22 protein-coding genes and 1 tRNA gene are annotated in these 17,794 nt (G+C 48.3%); 10 read left to right on the plus strand and 13 right to left on the minus strand.

What is annotated here, in order from left to right; all coding sequences use genetic code 11:
- Positions 1-5 precede the first annotated feature (5 nt).
- Both ICL55_RS07635 and ICL55_RS07640 read right to left on the minus strand, forming a co-directional pair.
- A complete protein-coding gene (locus ICL55_RS07635; RefSeq protein WP_246496171.1) occupies positions 6-1,487 on the minus strand; it encodes a Y-family DNA polymerase in 1,482 nt (493 codons plus the stop codon).
- A 16-nt stretch (positions 1,488-1,503) separates the two neighbouring features.
- Entirely contained in the window at positions 1,504-2,238 is a 735-nt protein-coding gene (locus tag ICL55_RS07640) for an ImuA family protein (protein WP_188095557.1), read from the minus strand.
- A 70-nt stretch (positions 2,239-2,308) separates the two neighbouring features.
- On the opposite strand from ICL55_RS07640, the gene ICL55_RS07645 reads away from it, so the two are divergent.
- Positions 2,309-3,127, plus strand: coding sequence for an XRE family transcriptional regulator (locus tag ICL55_RS07645; protein ID WP_188095558.1), 819 nt, complete (start codon positions 2,309-2,311; stop codon positions 3,125-3,127).
- Between the two features lie 47 nt (positions 3,128-3,174).
- A complete protein-coding gene (locus ICL55_RS07650) occupies positions 3,175-3,711 on the plus strand; it encodes a group II truncated hemoglobin (RefSeq protein WP_188095561.1) in 537 nt (178 codons plus the stop codon).
- Positions 3,712-3,820: 109 nt separating this feature from the next.
- Here the strand turns inward: ICL55_RS07650 and ICL55_RS07655 are convergent, their stop codons facing one another.
- The 5 genes from ICL55_RS07655 to ICL55_RS07675 all read right to left on the minus strand — a co-directional run bounded on the left by ICL55_RS07655 (position 3,821) and on the right by ICL55_RS07675 (position 5,633).
- Positions 3,821-4,021, minus strand: a complete 201-nt coding sequence (locus tag ICL55_RS07655; RefSeq protein WP_188095563.1) for a class I lanthipeptide — start codon at positions 4,019-4,021, stop codon at positions 3,821-3,823.
- Between the two features lie 317 nt (positions 4,022-4,338).
- Positions 4,339-4,545, minus strand: coding sequence for a class I lanthipeptide (locus ICL55_RS35630; RefSeq protein WP_188095565.1), 207 nt, complete (start codon positions 4,543-4,545; stop codon positions 4,339-4,341).
- 142 nt (positions 4,546-4,687) lie between these two features.
- On the minus strand, positions 4,688-4,888 hold the full coding sequence (locus ICL55_RS07665; RefSeq protein WP_188095567.1) for a class I lanthipeptide: 201 nt from the start codon (positions 4,886-4,888) through the stop codon (positions 4,688-4,690).
- 336 nt (positions 4,889-5,224) lie between these two features.
- Positions 5,225-5,416 (minus strand): hypothetical protein, encoded by a 192-nt coding sequence (locus ICL55_RS07670; protein ID WP_188095569.1) that lies wholly within the window; start codon positions 5,414-5,416, stop codon positions 5,225-5,227.
- A gap of 19 nt (positions 5,417-5,435) precedes the next feature.
- On the minus strand, positions 5,436-5,633 hold the full coding sequence (locus ICL55_RS07675; RefSeq protein ID WP_188095571.1) for a class I lanthipeptide: 198 nt from the start codon (positions 5,631-5,633) through the stop codon (positions 5,436-5,438).
- A gap of 175 nt (positions 5,634-5,808) precedes the next feature.
- Here ICL55_RS07675 and ICL55_RS07680 point away from each other — a divergent pair, with 175 nt between their 5' ends.
- Positions 5,809-5,994 (plus strand): class I lanthipeptide, encoded by a 186-nt coding sequence (locus ICL55_RS07680; RefSeq protein ID WP_188095573.1) that lies wholly within the window; start codon positions 5,809-5,811, stop codon positions 5,992-5,994.
- Between the two features lie 152 nt (positions 5,995-6,146).
- On the opposite strand, the gene ICL55_RS07685 is transcribed toward ICL55_RS07680, so the two are convergent.
- Entirely contained in the window at positions 6,147-6,317 is a 171-nt protein-coding gene (locus ICL55_RS07685) for a hypothetical protein (RefSeq protein WP_188095575.1), read from the minus strand.
- Positions 6,318-6,602: 285 nt separating this feature from the next.
- Positions 6,603-6,679, minus strand: a tRNA-Arg gene (locus ICL55_RS07690).
- 124 nt (positions 6,680-6,803) lie between these two features.
- Between ICL55_RS07690 and ICL55_RS07695 the strand changes: the two genes are divergently transcribed.
- A complete protein-coding gene (locus ICL55_RS07695; protein WP_188095577.1) occupies positions 6,804-7,277 on the plus strand; it encodes a 23S rRNA (pseudouridine(1915)-N(3))-methyltransferase RlmH in 474 nt (157 codons plus the stop codon).
- Positions 7,278-7,305: 28 nt separating this feature from the next.
- Entirely contained in the window at positions 7,306-7,917 is a 612-nt protein-coding gene (locus ICL55_RS07700) for a rhomboid family intramembrane serine protease (protein WP_188095578.1), read from the plus strand.
- 47 nt (positions 7,918-7,964) lie between these two features.
- On the opposite strand, the gene tilS is transcribed toward ICL55_RS07700, so the two are convergent.
- On the minus strand, positions 7,965-9,308 hold the full coding sequence (gene tilS, locus ICL55_RS07705; RefSeq protein WP_246496172.1) for a tRNA lysidine(34) synthetase TilS: 1,344 nt from the start codon (positions 9,306-9,308) through the stop codon (positions 7,965-7,967).
- A gap of 18 nt (positions 9,309-9,326) precedes the next feature.
- Positions 9,327-9,638 carry a tetratricopeptide repeat protein gene (locus tag ICL55_RS07710; RefSeq protein WP_188095580.1) on the minus strand — a complete coding sequence of 104 codons (312 nt, stop codon included), beginning with the start codon at positions 9,636-9,638 and terminating at the stop codon, positions 9,327-9,329.
- Between the two features lie 157 nt (positions 9,639-9,795).
- Between ICL55_RS07710 and ICL55_RS07715 the strand changes: the two genes are divergently transcribed.
- From ICL55_RS07715 to ispE, 4 genes are all read left to right on the plus strand, one after another.
- Positions 9,796-10,536 carry an electron transfer flavoprotein subunit beta/FixA family protein gene (locus ICL55_RS07715; protein WP_188095583.1) on the plus strand — a complete coding sequence of 247 codons (741 nt, stop codon included), beginning with the start codon at positions 9,796-9,798 and terminating at the stop codon, positions 10,534-10,536.
- A gap of 36 nt (positions 10,537-10,572) precedes the next feature.
- On the plus strand, positions 10,573-11,544 hold the full coding sequence (locus ICL55_RS07720; protein WP_188095585.1) for an electron transfer flavoprotein subunit alpha/FixB family protein: 972 nt from the start codon (positions 10,573-10,575) through the stop codon (positions 11,542-11,544).
- Between the two features lie 193 nt (positions 11,545-11,737).
- Positions 11,738-12,337, plus strand: coding sequence for a bifunctional nuclease family protein (locus ICL55_RS07725; protein ID WP_188095587.1), 600 nt, complete (start codon positions 11,738-11,740; stop codon positions 12,335-12,337).
- A gap of 75 nt (positions 12,338-12,412) precedes the next feature.
- Positions 12,413-13,222, plus strand: coding sequence for a 4-(cytidine 5'-diphospho)-2-C-methyl-D-erythritol kinase (ispE, locus tag ICL55_RS07730; protein WP_188095589.1), 810 nt, complete (start codon positions 12,413-12,415; stop codon positions 13,220-13,222).
- 3 nt (positions 13,223-13,225) lie between these two features.
- Here the strand turns inward: ispE and rplT are convergent, their stop codons facing one another.
- Together rplT and rpmI are read right to left on the minus strand one after the other, a co-directional pair.
- Positions 13,226-13,570 carry a 50S ribosomal protein L20 gene (gene rplT / locus ICL55_RS07735; protein WP_078673350.1) on the minus strand — a complete coding sequence of 115 codons (345 nt, stop codon included), beginning with the start codon at positions 13,568-13,570 and terminating at the stop codon, positions 13,226-13,228.
- Positions 13,571-13,618: 48 nt separating this feature from the next.
- Positions 13,619-13,816 carry a 50S ribosomal protein L35 gene (gene rpmI / locus ICL55_RS07740; protein WP_078673351.1) on the minus strand — a complete coding sequence of 66 codons (198 nt, stop codon included), beginning with the start codon at positions 13,814-13,816 and terminating at the stop codon, positions 13,619-13,621.
- A 430-nt stretch (positions 13,817-14,246) separates the two neighbouring features.
- Here rpmI and ICL55_RS07745 point away from each other — a divergent pair.
- A partial coding sequence (locus ICL55_RS07745) for a hypothetical protein (RefSeq protein ID WP_188095591.1) occupies positions 14,247-17,794 on the plus strand: 3,548 nt, incomplete at its 3' end.

Raw genomic sequence — 17,794 nt, forward strand, 5'->3', positions numbered from 1 at the left:
ACTATTCACGCAAAGTATCCGTGTATAAACCATTCCGGCTTATATTCCCCATAATGCCCGGAGCGAAATAACCAATACCTGCCTCCTTCTTCGTCTTCTACCTGATAATAATCCCTTTGTAAACCTTTCTCCATCCACCATTCCCGTTCTATTCTTTCCGGCCCGTCGGCTTTCACCACTTTATGGATTTTGCCTTTATGAATGAAAAGCATCGGCGGATAGTCCGGGATCGGCGCAGACACTTCAATGCGCACCGGTGCGCCCAGCAGGCTTACCGGCCGCACGAGATGTTCCGGCCAGGCCACTGCCGGGGCTTCGTGCACATCATTGGTTTGTCTGATGGAGCGCTCCGGCCAGTGATGCTCTTCAGGCAGATACCGATGAATGGCAGCGGCGCCGATACGGCTTTCCAGCCGGTCCAGTAATTTAGTCACCGCATCTTTTTTGCCACAGGTGTCCAGGTCCCACAGCCGTTCCTGCTGTGTCGTCAATCCTTCCACCACCGGCGCTTCCATCACAAACAGCTCGATGCCCAGGTCGGGCTCGATGGTATCTATCTTCAATTCAAAAAGCCGGAACAGGTGTTCCAGATTACGGACCGGGCTGTTGGTCCCGATCTCGATCTGTTGCTGTCCGCCATCTGTGCGGTAACACACGAGCCTTGCCTTGCGCAATCCTTTTTCTTCCTCTTGCAACCGCTGGCAAATCATCTCCAGCAATTTTCGGATGGCCAGCTCAATTCCCGGCGCCGTCCGTATCGGATCAAAGCAGGGAAGCCGTTCCACATAAGGCTCAGGAGGCTGTACCGGCACCAGTACTTCTGGTATATTGCCGAGCAGTTTGCCGAGGCGTTCCAGTACTTGTAAACCAAAACGTCGCCGCAATACGGCCGGCGGCATGTCCATAAACAGCCCTGTCAGCGTAAGGCCTAATTTCCGCAGCCGCTCTATCACAGGTTGTTCCAGCCGCAGCGCCTCGGGTGGCAGGTCACGTATCACGGCTGCCTGTCCTCCCGGCGCAATTACCGGATGTGTGGTCCCATACCGGGCCACCGCCCAGGCGGCGGCCATGGTATCTGCAATGGCCGCCCTTACGTGATAACCGCCGGCCTGTAATCGGGTGACGATATTTTCAAAGTAAGCCTCCTCTCCTCCCCACAAATGTGTACAGCCGCTGATATCCAACACCAGACCGTCGGCCCCGTCTACACCGGTGATGGGCGTAAAACGATAACACCAGATAGCGAGGGATTCCAACAGTTTGTCCTGCGAAGGATCTTCGTCATAAAATAACAGGTCCGGATATACAGCCCTGGCATCTGCCAGCACTGTTCCCGGCAGAATGCCCAGGCGGCCGGCCTCACGGCTGACAGACCGGATGATGATCCTTCCTCGTTCCGGCGCCACCAACACAAAAGGCTGCCGACGGAGGCCCGGATAACGCAGCGCCAGCCGGTCGGCCGCCAGATGACGAAACCAGACTGCCATGTAACGCTTCATACAATTAACCTGCTTTGATATAAATGTTTTGCTCTTCCATGCTTTCCTGGCCACCCTGCTGAAACTGTTGCCCGTCCCACGTTATCTGCCAGCTGCCGGGCTTTCCGTTACGGACTTTTAATAACGCCACCTGCCACTGCGGATAACCTACGCCCGGCAATCCTTCCTCCATCAGACTGGCCATCGGGGTGATCATCCAGCGGGTGGTACAAACTGTGTTCTCCACGCTACGCGGGCGATGCCGGTGCAGCAAGCAAGGCACACCGCTTTTTTCTATGGCCAGTTGCAAACGCCGTAATGCAATGGGGTGAATGTCCGGGACCTCTCCCACTACTGCCGCCAGGGCAGTGCATTTCAGACATTCTTCCACCACCCAGAGCATTTCTTTCTCAGAAACCAGATCTATAAAAATGATCCTGTCCGGCACAATACAAAATGCTTTCAGCCCCGGCGGAAACAATGTCCGGTGCGCGCCTACCCAGACAGCCATCTCCGGGCCTTTCATGATGCGGCTCAATAGCCCCGCCATGAAACCCAGCGTGGCGGCTGCCGTTTCACTATTATGACTGATAAATTCATGGGTGCCCCGGAAAGGGAAACAATGCCCCGGAAAGGCCCTGTTCAATGGGCCCAGGTCGGGATGCTCATGGGAATGGGATGAAAATACAGTCCCCCCTGAAGAAAGAATTTCCCCTCTCAGCCTGGCAATCACCTCATTTCTTTCAGCTGACTGTTTCATATTTCAAAAAGTTAACTTATATTTGGCACTAATAATGCCAATACATCGGCAGTAATAATGCCAAAAAAATATGGAAAAACAAAATAATTTTTGGGCCACCAATCTGAAATTTCTCCGCAACAGGAAAAAGATGACACAGGACGACCTGGCGGCTGCCCTGCAATTCACCCGCACCAAACTAAAGGCGCTGGAAACCGGCGCCACCCGGAATCCTCCACTGGAAGATCAGGTGCTGATATCCGATTTTTTTAAGGTTGACATTGATACTTTTGTACGCCTCGACCTTTCCAAACTGGGAGAACTGCACCTGCGGGAACTGGAAGCCGGGGATATGAGTTATGTGACCGGAAAAAAGATGCGGGTACTGGCCACTACCATTACGCCGGATAATAAAGAACAAGTGGAAATGGTTTCCCATAGTGTCCAGGCAGGATACACCGCAGGCTATGCTGACCCCGATTATATTTCCAGTCTCCCGGTATTTCATATGCCGCAACTGCCGGCAGACCGGAAGTTCAGGATGTTTCCCGTTAAAGGCGAATCCATGTTGCCCGTTCCGGAAGGCGCTTATGTGATCGTAGAATATATTCAGGACTGGTCTACCCTGAAAGATGGCACTCCCTGCGTAGTGATCACCAAAAACGAAGGGATCGTTTTCAAGGTCATCTACAACCGCATTCAGCCAAACGGCCTGCTACACCTGGTTTCACTGAATCCATTATTCAAACCGTATGATCTTCCCGTCAGTGAAGTATTGGAAATGTGGAAATACCACAGCTATTGGACCAACACAGATTTGTCGCCACAGTCAGATATGGACGCTATTTTACAGGCATTGGGAAAACTGGATGCGAAGGTGGAGCAGTTAGTGGAAAAAAGTCAACTTTAGTATTTATCTTCAGGTATCCTCCGGCTTTATTTCATCAGCACCAGCAAATGCGTCAGCAGCCAGTGACCCGACAGTCAGCCTATCTTTTAAAATCCGGACAATTTTTTACCGTGAATAGCAAAGGGAAAAATAACCAGACAATTTATGATCATGCAGGCGGTTGGGACGCATTATACAGGCACACCGACATATTTTATCACGCCTGCCTGGCTGATCCCATATTACAGCCACTCTTTGGACAGGAGCAACCAGGTCATGTGGAAAAATTCACTGCTTTCACTGCTGAAACATTTGGCGGACCAGACAAGTTTAGCAAAGAGATGGGAGGTTTTAGGCATTTGATTGATGCACACCGAGGATTTAATATTACTGAAGAGCAGCGGCAACGCTTTGTAGACCTGTATATGGAAGCCGCTGACAAAGCCGGCCTCCCGACAGACAAACCGTTTCGCGATGCGCTTAAATCCCATGTCGACTTTGGCTCGCATGTGGCCAAACAAAATTCAAACGCCAGGTCCGAAAGCGAATTACATCCGTTAAGAGAAGTTCCGAAATGGAATTGGGCTCCGGACGAAGAACATTAACCCGAAATCAACCAGGGATATACAAAAAGAGAGTGTCTTTGGACACTCTCTTTTACTTTCAGGCTACTGCTCAGATCACCGTTGCATCGGTGAACACAACCGAATGTTATCAACAGGCTGTCACCGGGCAGGAAACATCTTGCGTAACGCATTTAATCAGCAAAGAACACAGGCAGCTTGCCCCGCAGGTCCTGCGACAGGTTTGCTCCAGTATAGTGACTGCTCCGCCTACGATCTTATCCTGGGACAACTCACTGATCACTTCTTTGTTCAGCGAAAGTTTGGGAAGATTTAATCTCTTCTTTTTCATAACGAATCTGTTTTGGGTTAAAGAATAATACACCAGCCATGAACCAATATCATGGGCACTTCATTTTAGTATTGCACCACACAGTATTGCCACACCCCGTGACACAGGATATCTCGTCATTCATGGAAATTTGACACCCGCAGGTAAGTAAACAGGTTTCAAGACAGGAAACCAGTGGTGCAGACATACCACCAGCTATCTTTTCCTGAGACAAACTGCTGATTATCTCCTTATTGAGAGAGAGTTTGGGAAGGTTCAGTTTCCTCTTTTTCATAACAGGTTGGTTAAATGAGATAATGGATTTGCTCCATCGCGCACTATTCAGCCGGCTGGCATAATACAATGCAGGAAAGCCTTATCTGTGTCTGAGGCTGACAGTCAAATACACTACAAAGACAACTTTGAACGCATGTTCTGAAACAGGTGTTCGCAGTAGCACCACCAGTTACTTTTTCCTGAGATAAACTGCTGATCACTTCTTTGTTGAGCGATAGCTTAGCGAGATTTACTTTTTTCTTTTTCATAACGGAACTTTTAAGGTGAAAGATAAAATGCAGGCTTACGTAAAATCAACGGCCTGAGGGCAGTATCTACCGTACTCAAGCCGTCTGAATTCAGGCTACTGTTCAGATTGCCCGTCGCATCGGTTAACACAACCGAATGTTATCAACATGCTGTGACCGGGCAGGAAACAGCCTGGGTAATGCATTCAATCAGCACAGAACAGAGGCAGCTTGCAGCACAGGACCTCAGACAGGTTTGCTCCCGAATAGTGACTGCTCCACCGACGATTTTGTCCTGGGATAAATCGCTGATCACTTCTTTGTTCAGGGAGAGTTTGGGAAGATTTACTTTTTTCTTTTTCATTACGGAAGGGTTTGGGTTAAATATTGGATTTACGTTTATACAGGCCTGCATGACACAGAAAAGCCACCAGCGTACAGTACTTTTATCTATCAAAAATAACCGGTGCTGTCAGCACACCGTTGTAATGCAAGTCAGCACACAGGTAATGCCATTGGGATCCCGGGAAGGGCAATTGTACTGAGTACAAAGACAGCTCGCCTGGCAGGTCTGGCCACAGGTTTCCCATGGCATGGTTGCCCCGCCTACGATCTTCTCCTGAGACAATTCACTGATCACTTCCTTATGCAGCGTAAGTTTGAGAAGATTTAGTTTTTTTCTTTTCATAACGGATCTGTTTTAATCTTTACACCAGATAATACAGGAGTTGCCTCTTAAGGTAGGCTGAGTGCAATCAATGCTAGGTTGACAGCTGCCGGTACAGGTCCTGATAATGGTAGGCGCACCACCTGTTATTTTTTCCTGAGATAAATAACTGATCACTTCTTTCTGGAGAGCCAGCCTGGGAAGATTTACTTTCTTCTTTTTCATAACAGATTTGTTTAAAGGCTTACAAAAGATCACATAAATCAACACAGGAGTGACCTTTTAAGGTAGGTATGGGACAATCAAACCGGGTATGAACACAGGTGGCAAAGCAGGTGGCAATAAGTGTAGGCGCGCCCCCTGTTATTTTTTCCTGAGATAAATCACTAATCACTTCTTTGTTGAGCGTAAGTTTGGAAAGATTCACTTTTTTCTTTTTCATAACGGATCTGTTTTTTGATGAAATATAAATATCGCCCTTATGTCTGCAGAGGATATGCAGCATCTGCTGCGCCATATCTTCACCATACTTGTCTTCCGGCGATACGGCTGCTTTTTATACTGAAAAAAGCCTGCAGCCACCACCATGATCTTTGATGCTCACCTAAATCCGGGTTATGAAAAAAGTAAAAACAAGTTCAGCAAAAAAATTGCTGCTGGGAAAAATCAAGATTGCCGCTTTAAGCGACGAACAACAGGCCACATTGGTTGGCGGCAGCGCAACACTACCTAGCGACGTTATCTGCGCCACACAGGGCAGTGTTTGTCATACCAGGACAACCTGCCAAACTGCGAGATGTTGAGGTGATATTTCTTAACGTTGAGCATTAGGTTGCCTCTACCCTAAAAGTAAAGAGGGATATCAAAAGTAATTTGATGGCACAGTGAAAATGCTTTCCATCAGGCATCCGGATAAAATCGGGGAAAATTACTTTTGAATACCCTCTTTAAATTTTTAACACAAACGAGTACCACAGACACCGCCACAAGTGGCACAGGTGGCAAGACCACTGGGGCAGTCAACCGCCGTGAAGGCGTCTCCTTTCTGTTGCTGCTGCACAGTAGCAGATAGTGATGCGATCCTGATACGACCGATCTGGAGTTTTTTCGGAGATTTCTTTTTCATAGTGGAATGTTTATATTAAATATAACCGTTTATACTGCAGTATAGCCGCGTAATTACCGGTAACAGCTTTAACAACATATCTTTGTTGATTGTAACAATATCCTGCTGTTACTAAAGCCCAACCATTTAATTTCCTCATTTTATATTGATCAAAATAAAATCGTGATGAAAGGAAGACCATCCATCAGATGAGCGGCATGCGGGTATCACCGGCGAAAGAAACTTAACAAGTAGGTGGGTGTAGGTATAAAAGAAAAAGCCACCTCCTGATGAGATGGCTTTTTTTGGTGACCGCGTCAGGATTCAAACCTGAAACCTTCTGATCCGTAGTCAGATGCTCTATTCAGTTGAGCTACGCAGCCAGTCGTTTGTGATTGGATTGCAAAGGTAGACCTTTTTTCGAAAAAACCAAATTCTTCAGGATTTTTTTCTGCAATTTTCTGATTTACACTTACTTTTACAACTGTTGTTTAATGATAATTACAAGTGAAAATTCAACTCTGGAGCATTGGAAAGGAGCATGACCCCTACATCCGGGAGGGCATGGCCGTATTCCAAAAAAGGTTACAACATTATGTGGATTTTGAAGTGAAACTGATCCCAACGGTGAAGCAGGCCGCCAGTTTATCGGTACCTGAACTGAAAAAACAGGAGGCTAAAATCATCCTCGATCTGCTGCAGCCAACTGATTATCTGCTGGCCCTCGATGAACGCGGCAAGATGATGACGACCGTACAGTTTTCAGAATTCCTGCAACAGCGTACCAACGCCGGTACGCGACAGCTGATCATTTTGATTGGCGGGGCTTTCGGCATTGACCAGTCGGTACTCCAACGGTCGCAAATACAAATGTCCCTGTCGCCGCTGACTTTTCCGCACCAGCTGGTGCGACTTATTTTTACGGAGCAACTGTATCGTGCCTATACAGTATTAAACCGGGAGAAATATCACCATCAATAGTTACATTTATAGTCTAACATTCGAGCTTATGTCCGTCAGTATTATTATCATCATTGTTACCTGTCTGATTTCCTATACCGCGTTGAACAATTATGACCAGCTGGATAAGCTGAGCATGCAGCCTTATATGGTAAAAAATCATAACGAATATTACCGGTTCATTACTTCCGGGTTTGTACATGCCGACTATTCGCACCTGATCTTCAATATGCTGACCCTCTTTTTCTTTGGGCCTTATGTGGAAGATGTTTTTATGGCGTTGTTTGGCCTGAAGCTGATGTATCCGGTGTATTACCTGTTAGGCATTATTGTCTCCGACATTCCTTCTTATCTCAAACACCGCAATAATTCCTATTACGCCTCGCTGGGTGCATCGGGGGCTATTTCCGCGGTGCTCTTCACCTTTATTCTGGTAGAGCCCTGGACATCGATCGGCGTATTCTTTTTCATCAAGATGCCGGCAGTGCTTTACGGGGTGCTGTTCCTGTTTCTTTCTGCTTACCTGTCCAGAAAAGGTGGCAGCAACATTAACCACGATGCGCACTTCTGGGGAGCGTTGTTCGGGATTGTGTTCCCGCTGGCCTTCCATCCGGAGCTGGGCGCCCGCTTCGTACAGTTGCTGTTGAGCCGTCTGCATTAATCTAATGTTCCCGGGACTAAAGTCCCTGGCTATAAAAAACCCGGGGCTTAGTCCCGGGTTTTTAATTCTATAGCGAGTATGTTTTCTGTTCCTGTAGTGATTTTGACACGATCATCGATGCGCATGCCTACCACCCAGATAATTCTTTTGGCAGATTCTATCACCCACACTTTTTCTTTCTCCGGCAGCGACAGTTTCTGATCTATCAGGAAGCGGCTGATCTTTTTCTTTTTAGGCATTCCCAGCGGATAAAAATAATCTCCCTGCTTCCATCTGCGCAAAATCAGCGGGAAGCTCACTTTAGCGGCATCCAGCCAGGCTACTTCCGGCGCTGTAGGTATCGTAGCCTGTCCCCGCTCCTGCCGGCGGATATGCAGTTGTCCGTTATCGTAGGTGATGTGTGCAGGCGGAGCATCCAGCACGTGCACCGGTGTATCCGTTTGCGCTACCGGCGTAATCAGCAACCAGCTGCGGTTACGGATGATCCGGTGCGTGGCCGTTTCCACATACCTGCCGGATTCGCTGTGGAGCAGTTGCAACACCTGCTGTAGTTGTGCTACAGAACAACCAAAATCTTTCAGCAGTTCCCAGGCGATTGTCTGCAGCGGCACTGTCTTCTGTAATTTGAGGACAGGGACCATGAAGATGTTGTCTTTGCTGAAAAGCAGGCGCTTGCGGTGCCTGGCCACCGACTCCTGATACAGTATTTCCGCTTCGCGCATCCGTTGTATGGAGTTGTCCATGTTTTTCACCGCCGCAGGAAATGCTTCCTGCATACGGGGAATGATCTGATGACGAAAGAAATTACGTGTATACTTGTCCGTTATATTGGAACTATCCTCTGCGAAATCGATGCGATGCAGCGCTGCATAGGCGATCAGGATTTCCTTGTCGGCAAACAAGAGCGGGCGCACGATCCGTTCCTGTTTGGGCAGGATACCATGCAAACCGGCAATACCCGTGCCTTTGCAGAAATTCATGAGTGCGGTTTCCACGCTGTCCTGCATATGATGTGCGGTAGCGATATAGCTGTAGCCTTCCTGTTGACGTATCTCTTCCAGCCACTGGTAGCGCAGCTCTCGGGCTGCTACCTGTATGCTGACGTTATGCCTTTGGGTATAGGCGTTGGTATCAAAACGGGTCGTGTACAGCGGGATGTCGAGGGAAGCGGCCAGTTGCTGAACGAACTGTTCATCGCGGACAGATTCATCTCCCCTCAGCTGAAAGTTACAGTGGGCAATCCCCGCCTGTAATCCGGCCTGCTTAAACAGGTGGGCCATCACAACAGAGTCAACCCCACCGCTCACCGCCAGTAAAATACGTTGGGATGGGTCAAACAACTGTTGCCCGGCAATATGGGCCATAAAATTGGTCAGTAAGTGTTGCGGCATGGATGTGTGTTGAATAGATTAATATACCAGTTCTTCGTAAGCCGACTGCAGTTCATTATAGGTATGCCTTTCATTAGCCGCTTTAGCCATGGCCATTCCTTTTTCATATACCGCGATGGCCGCCTCTTTCTCGTTCTGCCGTTCCAGCAGTTTACCGAGGTGATAATAAGAACCTGTATATCCCGGTTCATAGGCCAGCAGCTCTTCAAACAGCTGCCGGGCCGCAGTGTCATTGTTTAATTTAATATACTCCAGTGCCAGGGCGTGTTTCAGGAAACTGTCGTTCGGACTTGTTTCCAGCATTTGTTTAATCTGTGCGATTCTGTCCATGTCGTTGGTGTGCTTTTACCGGTGTCAACAAATTATAAATAACATTCATATTTCTGTTGTTTATACTGATTAAAATCATAATATAGCCTTGCGGTTGGCGTACATAAATAAGATATATTTGCTATTACCGCATTTTTAAACCAAACAGTTTAAGGCCATGAAGATTTTAGTTTGTATCAGTAAAACTCCGGACACGACTGCAAAAATAGCTTTCACGGACAATAACACGAAATTCAATGAGGCTGGTGTCCAGTTTATTATTAACCCTTACGATGAATGGTATGCACTGGTGAGAGCGCTGGAGCTGAAAGAAACGATCGGTGCCGACGTTCATCTGATCACTGTAGGCGGGGCCGACAACGACGCTATCATTCGCAAAGCCCTGGCGCTGGGCGGTGATGAAGCATTCCGTATCAATGCGGACAGTGCGGACAGTTATTACATCGCTGCACAGATCGCAGCACATGCGAAAGAAAAACAATATGATATCATATTTACCGGTAAAGAGACCATTGATTATAATGGTTCCGGTATAGGTGGCATGGTAGCAGAACTGCTGGAACTGCCCTATGTGTCCATCGCGGCCAAATTTGACCTGAATGGCACCGTGGCTACTATCAACCGCGAAATTGAAGGTGGTGAGGAGATCTGCGAAGTATCCCTGCCGGTGGTGGTGTCTTGTCAGAAAGGCATGGCAGAAGCCCGTATCCCGAACATGCGTGGTATTATGGCAGCGCGTACCAAACCATTGACCGTAGCAGAGCCTGTAGCAGCCGATACGCTGACCAGCGTAATGAGCTTTGAACTGCCGCCGGCAAAAGCAGGTGTGAAGCTGATCAACCCGGACAATGTGGCCGAGCTGGTGAAATTGCTGCATGAAGAAGCCAAGGTTATTTAATCATTTATCTATTGTTTTTATTTAATTATTGAGTTCATGTCTATATTAATATTTGCCGATCAGGCACACGGAAAGATCAAGAAAGCAGCACTGGAAGCAGTTCAATACGGGTCAAAAGTAGCCGCTCAGCTGGGCACCACCGCCACAGCGCTGGTACTCGGACCGGCAGACAATGCGGAACTGGCGGCACTGGGCAATTATGGCGCCACTAAGGTACTGCACGTGGCAGATGCCCGTTTGCAGGAAGTAGAAAGCACCGTCTATACTAAAATCATTACCGAAGCTGCAGATAAAGAAGGAGCAGCCGTGATCGTTTTTCCGCATAACTTCGATGGCAAAGCAGTAGCGCCACGTGTGGCAGCCCGCCTGAAAGCAGGCCTGGTAGCCGGTGCCGTATCTTATCCGGATACTGCCAATGGTTTTGTCGTGAAAAAGAACGTGTTCTCCGGCAAGGCTTTCGCGAATATCAACATCACTTCTGAGCGTAAAGTGATTGCGCTCACGCCCAATACCTTCCCTGCCGTAGCTGGCGCCGGCACTGCTGCTGTGGAAGCTTTTGCTCCCGCTATCAACGATGCAGACTTCAAAGTGAAAGTGGTGAAAACAGAAACCGTTAGCGGCGATATTCCGCTGACAGAAGCAGAGATCATCGTCAGCGGTGGCCGTGGCCTGAAAGGACCGGAAAACTGGGGCATCCTGGAAGACCTCGCCAAAGCACTGGGCGCCGCAACAGCCAGCTCCCGCCCTGTTGCCGATGCAGGCTGGCGTCCGCACCATGAGCACGTTGGTCAGACCGGTTTAACCGTACGGCCTAACCTGTACGTGGCAATTGGCATTTCCGGCGCTATCCAGCACCTTGCAGGGGTTAACGGCAGCAAGGTGATCGTTGTGATCAATAAAGACCCGGAAGCTCCTTTCTTCAAGGCGGCAGATTATGGCATAGTTGGTGATGCCTTTGAGGTGGTACCGAAACTGACAGCCGCAGTCAAAGAATTCAAAGGACAATAATATTCTATACACAATTACGGATTACGAATGGGCTTACCTATTGAAACGTTTGTTGAATAACTTTCCATGAGGTTATCTTTCATTCGTAATTCCGTAATTCGTAATCCGTAATTGATTAAGATTTTTTTTAGATAAGGAATATTTTTCTAACTTCACGGTCTTACAAAACATTCAGCGACAACGCAAGACAGATATGAGAAAAATAGAACTGGAAATAGTTGCTTTATCGCACAGCATTACGCAGACTCATTCATATGCCGTGGTATTGGGAGAGGTGAATGGATTACGCCGTTTACCGATCGTGATTGGAGGCTTTGAAGCGCAAGCGATAGCCGTAGCGTTAGAAAAAATGCAACCCAGCCGCCCCCTCACACATGACCTGATGAAAAATTTCATGAACGCCTTTAATATAGAGCTCCATGAAGTGGTGATCAGCAATTTACAGGAGGGCATCTTTTACTCCAAACTTATCTGCTCCAGCAACGACGAAACCATTGAGATAGATTCCCGTACTTCAGACGCGTTGGCTTTGGCCGTTCGTTTCGGTTGTCCGATCTACACCTTCGAAAATATCCTCAACAGCGCCGGAATATTGCTGGACGATCCTGCCGGCAAAAAGAGCACCAAACCGGTCACCCCTACCATCTCCGAACACGAGAGAGGCGCAGAAGACGATCTCAAAGCCATGAGCCTGGATGACCTCACACAGCTCCTTCAGGAAGTACTGGAACAGGAAGATTACATCCGTGCTATCGCCATCCGCGACGAAATAAACAGCAGAAAAAGTAAATAACATTTTTCAGAACGGAGAGCTGCTGCCGGTGGGAATCCCCTGCCGCTGCGGTATTGCCGTGTTAATGCCACAAACATGATCGTTTTTCCCAACTGTAAGATAAACCTGGGCCTGCATATCACCGCCAAAAGAGCTGACGGCTTTCATGACCTGGAAACCGTTTTCTATCCCCTGCCGGTAACAGATGCCCTGGAAGTGATCACGCCCGGCAGCCTGCAGTTCACCAGTAGCGGTATTCCCGTTCCCGGGGATGCGGCCGACAACCTGTGCCTCCGGGCTTTTCATTTATTACAGCGGGACTATCCCCAGGTGCAGCCGGTCAACATCCACCTGCATAAACATATTCCTATTGGCGCTGGTTTAGGCGGCGGCTCCGCTGATGCCGCTTTTATGTTACAGTTGCTCAATAATAAATTTCAGCTGGGGTTGGCTGTCGGTCAACTGATAGACTATGCCGCGCAACTGGGAAGCGATTGTCCTTTCTTTATCCTCAATCAGGCCTGTTACGCCACCGGGCGGGGTGAAGTGATGGAGCCGCTGTCACTGGACCTTTCCGGGTATTCTTTTTTGCTGGTACATCCGGGCATCCATGTGAATACAGGCTGGGCTTTCCGGCAGATCACGCCACAGGCGCCGGTCCGGGCATTAAAAGAGGTGATACGGCTGCCCGTAAGTGAGTGGCAACAAGCGATGAGCAATGATTTTGAAGCACCGGTGTTTGCAGCACATCCGGAGTTGGCGGCTATCAAAGCAACGATGTACAACGAGGGCGCGGTATATGCCACCATGAGTGGCAGCGGGTCTGCCGTGGTGGGCCTTTTCCCTAAAAATAAAATAGCTGACATCCGTTGGGATGCCAGCTATCTGGTATTTAAAGTTAATTAGCGCTTACTTTACGGAAGCAACCAGTGCTTTAAAGGTTTCTGGTTCGTTCATGGCCAGGTCAGCGAGCACCTTTCTGTTCAGATCGATGTTCTTACCAGCTAATTTGTTCATGAACACAGAATAGGTCAACCCTTCTGCTCTTACCGCAGCGTTGATACGGGCGATCCACAGCTGACGATAGTTTCTTTTCTTTAATTTACGACCTACGTAGCTGTAAGTGAGTCCTTTCTCGAGGACGTTCTTCGCTACGGTGTAAACGTTTTTCCTTTTACCGTAAAAGCCTTTGGCTTGCTTTAAGATCCTTTTTCTCCGGGCTCTTGAAGCTACGGCGTTAACTGAACGAGGCATTGTCTTTGTTTTTTCTCAGGTTATAAAATTCGATTGTTTGGACGGATACTAGCGAAGGCCGAGCATTCTCTTAACCAAGTTAAGATTTGCTTCGTGAACCAGCGTGCTTCCTCTCAGGCTACGTTTTCTTTTGGTAGCTTTCTTAGTCAGTAAGTGGCTTTTGAAGGCTTTAAACCGCTTAATCTGTCCGTTCCCGCCAACCTTGAAGGTTTTCTTGGCGCGGGAATGTGTTCTTACTTTGGGCATCTTACATCAAATTTGGTCTGCAAAGGTAGGGAAATAATTTCATAAAGCACAGTACCAGATAAATAAATCCGGGTTCCCGCCGAATGTGGATAACTTTTTTAATGTTTTTTTAACCTCCTTTAATCGATTGAGAATCAATTTTCGTTAACCCTCCTCCTCTTCCTATCTTGTGTGAATTCATATTATAAAATTTATCACTTTTTTTATTTCTCTATATTATTTTTAATTTTAATCTTAAAATAGTTGCATATTTTAGCCATATAACGTTTAAACACCTAGTGCCTATGAAAACATTCTACACCTTCCCTCACCCGGACCGGAAAAGGATTTCCGAGCCTAAAGACCCATGTAAGCGGTTGGAAAACAACAGTTACTGAACAGGCGAAAGCCCTCAGAACTGATACTTTTTTCACTTAACTGTTTTACACCTATGAAACGACTTTTAACCTTTTTATTCCTGTTAACGGGCTTTGTGCTACCGTCAGCCAAGACGATGGCACAATCAACGGCATTTATCAATGCGCCCGACAGTATCTGCGCAGGAAGTTTCGCCACGCTGAACGGCCTGGTATGGTCCGGTAATTTTACCACGTCCTATATGGACTGGAGTGTATCTCCGGCCCTGGCGCCATCGGACTATCAGTTTCTGTACACAGAAACCGGCTCCGGCACGGATAAGTGGTTGGGCCGAAAGCCCCTCGCCGCCTATCCAAACGTGACGGCGATGACCATCAAACTCCTGAAGGTAGGTACGTACACCTTTACGGTAAAGATCTATAACTCATCGGGTAGTTATATTACTTACTCCCGTACGATCAAAGTAAAGGACTGTACTATTACCCAGTGTGCAGGTACCATCAGCACGATGGCGGGATTTAAAGAGGACTTCGGAATTTTTAATGCAGGAGCCGCTCCCCGTAAGAACGCGGTCATTGAGGCCCTGTATGCGGCAAACCAATCTCAAACCTACAAATTTGCTTCCAACACCAGCAACTTAGCAGACAATGATTATATAGAATATTATCACACCCAGGGTAAACCCGAATGGGTAAAAGCTTATGACCATACCGGCAACGGTGATGGTGTCAATAATTTCGGCGGTATGTTGGTGATCAACTCCGCGATCGAGAAAAAAGCCTTCTATCAAAGGACCATCACCGGCCTCTGTCCCGGCTCCGTCTATAACTTCTCCGCCTGGTTCATGAACGTGAACGGCATGCAGGTATTTGACGATATCTGCGCCAGAGCTTCGGATGCACCTAAGGGTTATCACTACGCAGGGGTCACCTTCATTCTGACAAACCCCACCACGAACGCCGAACTGGTAAGGTTCAATACGAATGACGTATCCATGAACCTTAAAATACCGGAATGGATACAATATGGAGGCAGCTTCAAAATCCCTCCGAATCTCACATCCGTAAAACTCACGATCCTAAACAATAACTTCGGTGGTTGCGGTAACGATATTGCTATTGACGATATCCAGTTTACCTACTGCAGCCCCGATCTTTTTGCGTATGTAGATGGTCTGAAAGATGAAAAAAGAGTAAAAGACCAAATCTGCGGTGGCGCTCCGTTAAGCCTGACAGCTTACCTGGAGCCTATTACCTATTTCCAGGACCCTGTTTATCAGTGGCAGATCAGTACCGACGGTGTTACCTACACCGACATGGTGGATGGTCCCATGAATGCCGGAGCAGTATCGGGAACAAAAACACCGATCCTCAACTTCACGGCCGGGGCGCTCAAAGGAGATCCGCTCGTCTCTAAACTCTACTATTTCAGGGTAGGCATTACGGAACGGGACAACGTCAGTCTCGGTAACTGTGCCGCTCCTTCCCGACCGGTAGAAATCACCATCCTGCCACAACCGCAGATTTCGGTGACCGGTAATGAAATCTGTAACGGTCAGCAAGCCCACCTGGAAGTAACCGGCGGATACACCTCTTATATATGGAAGGTAGATCCACCTGTGACCGGTACTACACTGGATGTAAGCCCCGTTGTGACTACCACCTATGAGGTAGTCGGTGAAAAAACATATGGTGATAATAAAGTCTGCCGCGATAGTAACCGCGCAGAAATTGTGGTTTATCAGAAACCCATCGTTAATGTTAAACTGCTGACAGATCCCAGTATCTGTCTTGGTGAAGAAGCGAAGCTGGAAATCCAGCCGGAAAACGCCAAATACGCTCCTATCACATGGGCCTATAACGGCACCGTGATAGCCGGTGCCACTGGTACTTCCATCACCCACATACCCACTACTGTTACCAATCCACCGGCAAAAAGTATCTATACGGTCACTGTCACCAATGGCAAGTGCGTCATTTCGGACCAGACAGAAGTGATCGTCAATTCGATGCCCAAACCAAACGCCGGACCGGACATCAAGCTGTGTACCACCTCTACTTTTACACTGGCTGGAAATCAGCCTCCGGCAGATCAAACCGGCGTATGGAGCTTTAAAAACGGAGACGACCAGGGTGCTACCCTGAACAACCCGACCGCTTACAATGCTACCGTAACCAATCTGGGTGTAGGCAAATCCGTTACACTGGTATGGACCGTCACCAACAAGAACCTGAGCAAATGTGCTTCCAGCGATGAAGTGGTATTGACCAACATGCCTGTTCCTGTTTCAGCGGCCACTATAGATCTCACCCAGTGCGGCACCAACAAAACGTTCGCCATCAGCGGCACCGCGCCACAACCCTGGGAAACCGGTTCCTGGAGCGGACCTGCCGGCGTTACATTTGATGATCCCACAGCAGCCAGCACCAACGCCAAACTGACCGGCGCCGCTACAACGCAGGACATCACCGTAACCTGGACACTGAGCAACGGTAAATGTGCTAACGGAACTTCAAAAGTAAACCTGCACCTGCGCCCTGCACCAAAAGTAACAGCTACAGCCTCTCCTGTTTGTCAGACCAGCGGTACGTTTAAAATCAACTTCTCTGCCCTGACTGGCACTGTGACCAAATACACCGTGAAAAAAGGCGTCACCGGTACTCCGTTGGCAACTTTCCCCGATGAATCTGGTACATGGCCCGCTACTGGTAGTGTTATCACTGCCACACTGCCAGCCAATACAGCTCCAGGCACTTATGATTTCATCCTGACCATTCAGAATGATGATAACCTGGGATGTACTTACGACGCGACATTTAAATTAAGGGTAGATGCACAACCGGATGCCACCATCAGCGGTCCGTCTGACATCTGTCTGGGTACCAGCATTTCACTGACCGTTGCCGGTTCTAATAGCGCCTACACCAAATCATGGACTATCGACGGTGTTACCCAACCAGGCAGTACCCAAACTATTACCCATACGCCTACTCCAGCCGGTACACACAACTACGGTGTTACCATTACCAACCTGACCTGCTCCGATACCAAAACCAAAACGGTAGAGGTAAGAGCTATTCCGGTAGCTGACCCAGGTACCGTTGCGCCTCAGTGTGATAATGGCAACTTTACCATGAACGCCCCTGCCCTGCCTAGTGACCAGGAAGGTGTATGGACCATCAACGCTCCCGCTAACGGCGCGGTGATTACAGATCCTACCAATCCGAAAACGACCGTGACCGGATTGCAGGCAGGAACATCTGTTACCCTGACATGGACAGTTAATAATATAAACAACACGACTTGTCAGAAAAGCAACAATATTACATTAAGGAATACCAACAAGCTCTCTGATAGTAAAGCTGGTAATGCCATCGTACAGTGCGGCAACAATGTGTTCCAGCTCAGCGCCAACCAGCCTGCTACCGGTGAAACCGGTAAATGGACAGGACCGGCCAACGTTACCTTCGGTGACGCTACTGTGTACAACACCACTGCTACGGTAGCCGGTGCAGCGCCACAGACTGTAACACTCACCTGGACCATCAGCAACGGCGTATGTACAGACAAGACCTCTACTGTTGACCTGACGCTGAACAAAGTTCCAGGTGTTGATGCGCG

Source organism: Chitinophaga varians (assembly GCF_014529945.1).
GTDB classification, from domain to species: domain Bacteria; phylum Bacteroidota; class Bacteroidia; order Chitinophagales; family Chitinophagaceae; genus Chitinophaga; species Chitinophaga varians.

Coding starts and splice junctions, on each gene's coding strand:
- ispE (WP_188095589.1), top strand. CDS start 12,413: ATGATCGTTTTTCCCAACTGTAAGATAAACCTGGGCCTGCATATCACC.
- tilS (WP_246496172.1), bottom strand. CDS start 9,308: ATGCCGCAACACTTACTGACCAATTTTATGGCCCATATTGCCGGGCAA.
- ICL55_RS07665 (WP_188095567.1), bottom strand. CDS start 4,888: ATGAAAAAGAAAAAAGTAAATCTTCCCAAACTCTCCCTGAACAAAGAA.
- rplT (WP_078673350.1), bottom strand. CDS start 13,570: ATGCCTCGTTCAGTTAACGCCGTAGCTTCAAGAGCCCGGAGAAAAAGG.
- ICL55_RS07640 (WP_188095557.1), bottom strand. CDS start 2,238: ATGAAACAGTCAGCTGAAAGAAATGAGGTGATTGCCAGGCTGAGAGGG.
- ICL55_RS07650 (WP_188095561.1), top strand. CDS start 3,175: ATGCGTCAGCAGCCAGTGACCCGACAGTCAGCCTATCTTTTAAAATCC.
- ICL55_RS07720 (WP_188095585.1), top strand. CDS start 10,573: ATGTCTATATTAATATTTGCCGATCAGGCACACGGAAAGATCAAGAAA.
- ICL55_RS07685 (WP_188095575.1), bottom strand. CDS start 6,317: ATGAAAAAGAAATCTCCGAAAAAACTCCAGATCGGTCGTATCAGGATC.
- ICL55_RS07645 (WP_188095558.1), top strand. CDS start 2,309: ATGGAAAAACAAAATAATTTTTGGGCCACCAATCTGAAATTTCTCCGC.
- ICL55_RS07725 (WP_188095587.1), top strand. CDS start 11,738: ATGAGAAAAATAGAACTGGAAATAGTTGCTTTATCGCACAGCATTACG.
- ICL55_RS07680 (WP_188095573.1), top strand. CDS start 5,809: ATGAAAAAAGTAAAAACAAGTTCAGCAAAAAAATTGCTGCTGGGAAAA.
- ICL55_RS07635 (WP_246496171.1), bottom strand. CDS start 1,487: ATGGCAGTCTGGTTTCGTCATCTGGCGGCCGACCGGCTGGCGCTGCGT.
- ICL55_RS07710 (WP_188095580.1), bottom strand. CDS start 9,638: ATGGACAGAATCGCACAGATTAAACAAATGCTGGAAACAAGTCCGAAC.
- rpmI (WP_078673351.1), bottom strand. CDS start 13,816: ATGCCCAAAGTAAGAACACATTCCCGCGCCAAGAAAACCTTCAAGGTT.
- ICL55_RS07655 (WP_188095563.1), bottom strand. CDS start 4,021: ATGAAAAAGAAGAGATTAAATCTTCCCAAACTTTCGCTGAACAAAGAA.
- ICL55_RS07715 (WP_188095583.1), top strand. CDS start 9,796: ATGAAGATTTTAGTTTGTATCAGTAAAACTCCGGACACGACTGCAAAA.
- ICL55_RS07700 (WP_188095578.1), top strand. CDS start 7,306: ATGTCCGTCAGTATTATTATCATCATTGTTACCTGTCTGATTTCCTAT.
- ICL55_RS07670 (WP_188095569.1), bottom strand. CDS start 5,416: ATGAAAAAGAAGAAAGTAAATCTTCCCAGGCTGGCTCTCCAGAAAGAA.
- ICL55_RS07675 (WP_188095571.1), bottom strand. CDS start 5,633: ATGAAAAAGAAAAAAGTGAATCTTTCCAAACTTACGCTCAACAAAGAA.
- ICL55_RS35630 (WP_188095565.1), bottom strand. CDS start 4,545: ATGAAAAAGAAAAAAGTAAATCTCGCTAAGCTATCGCTCAACAAAGAA.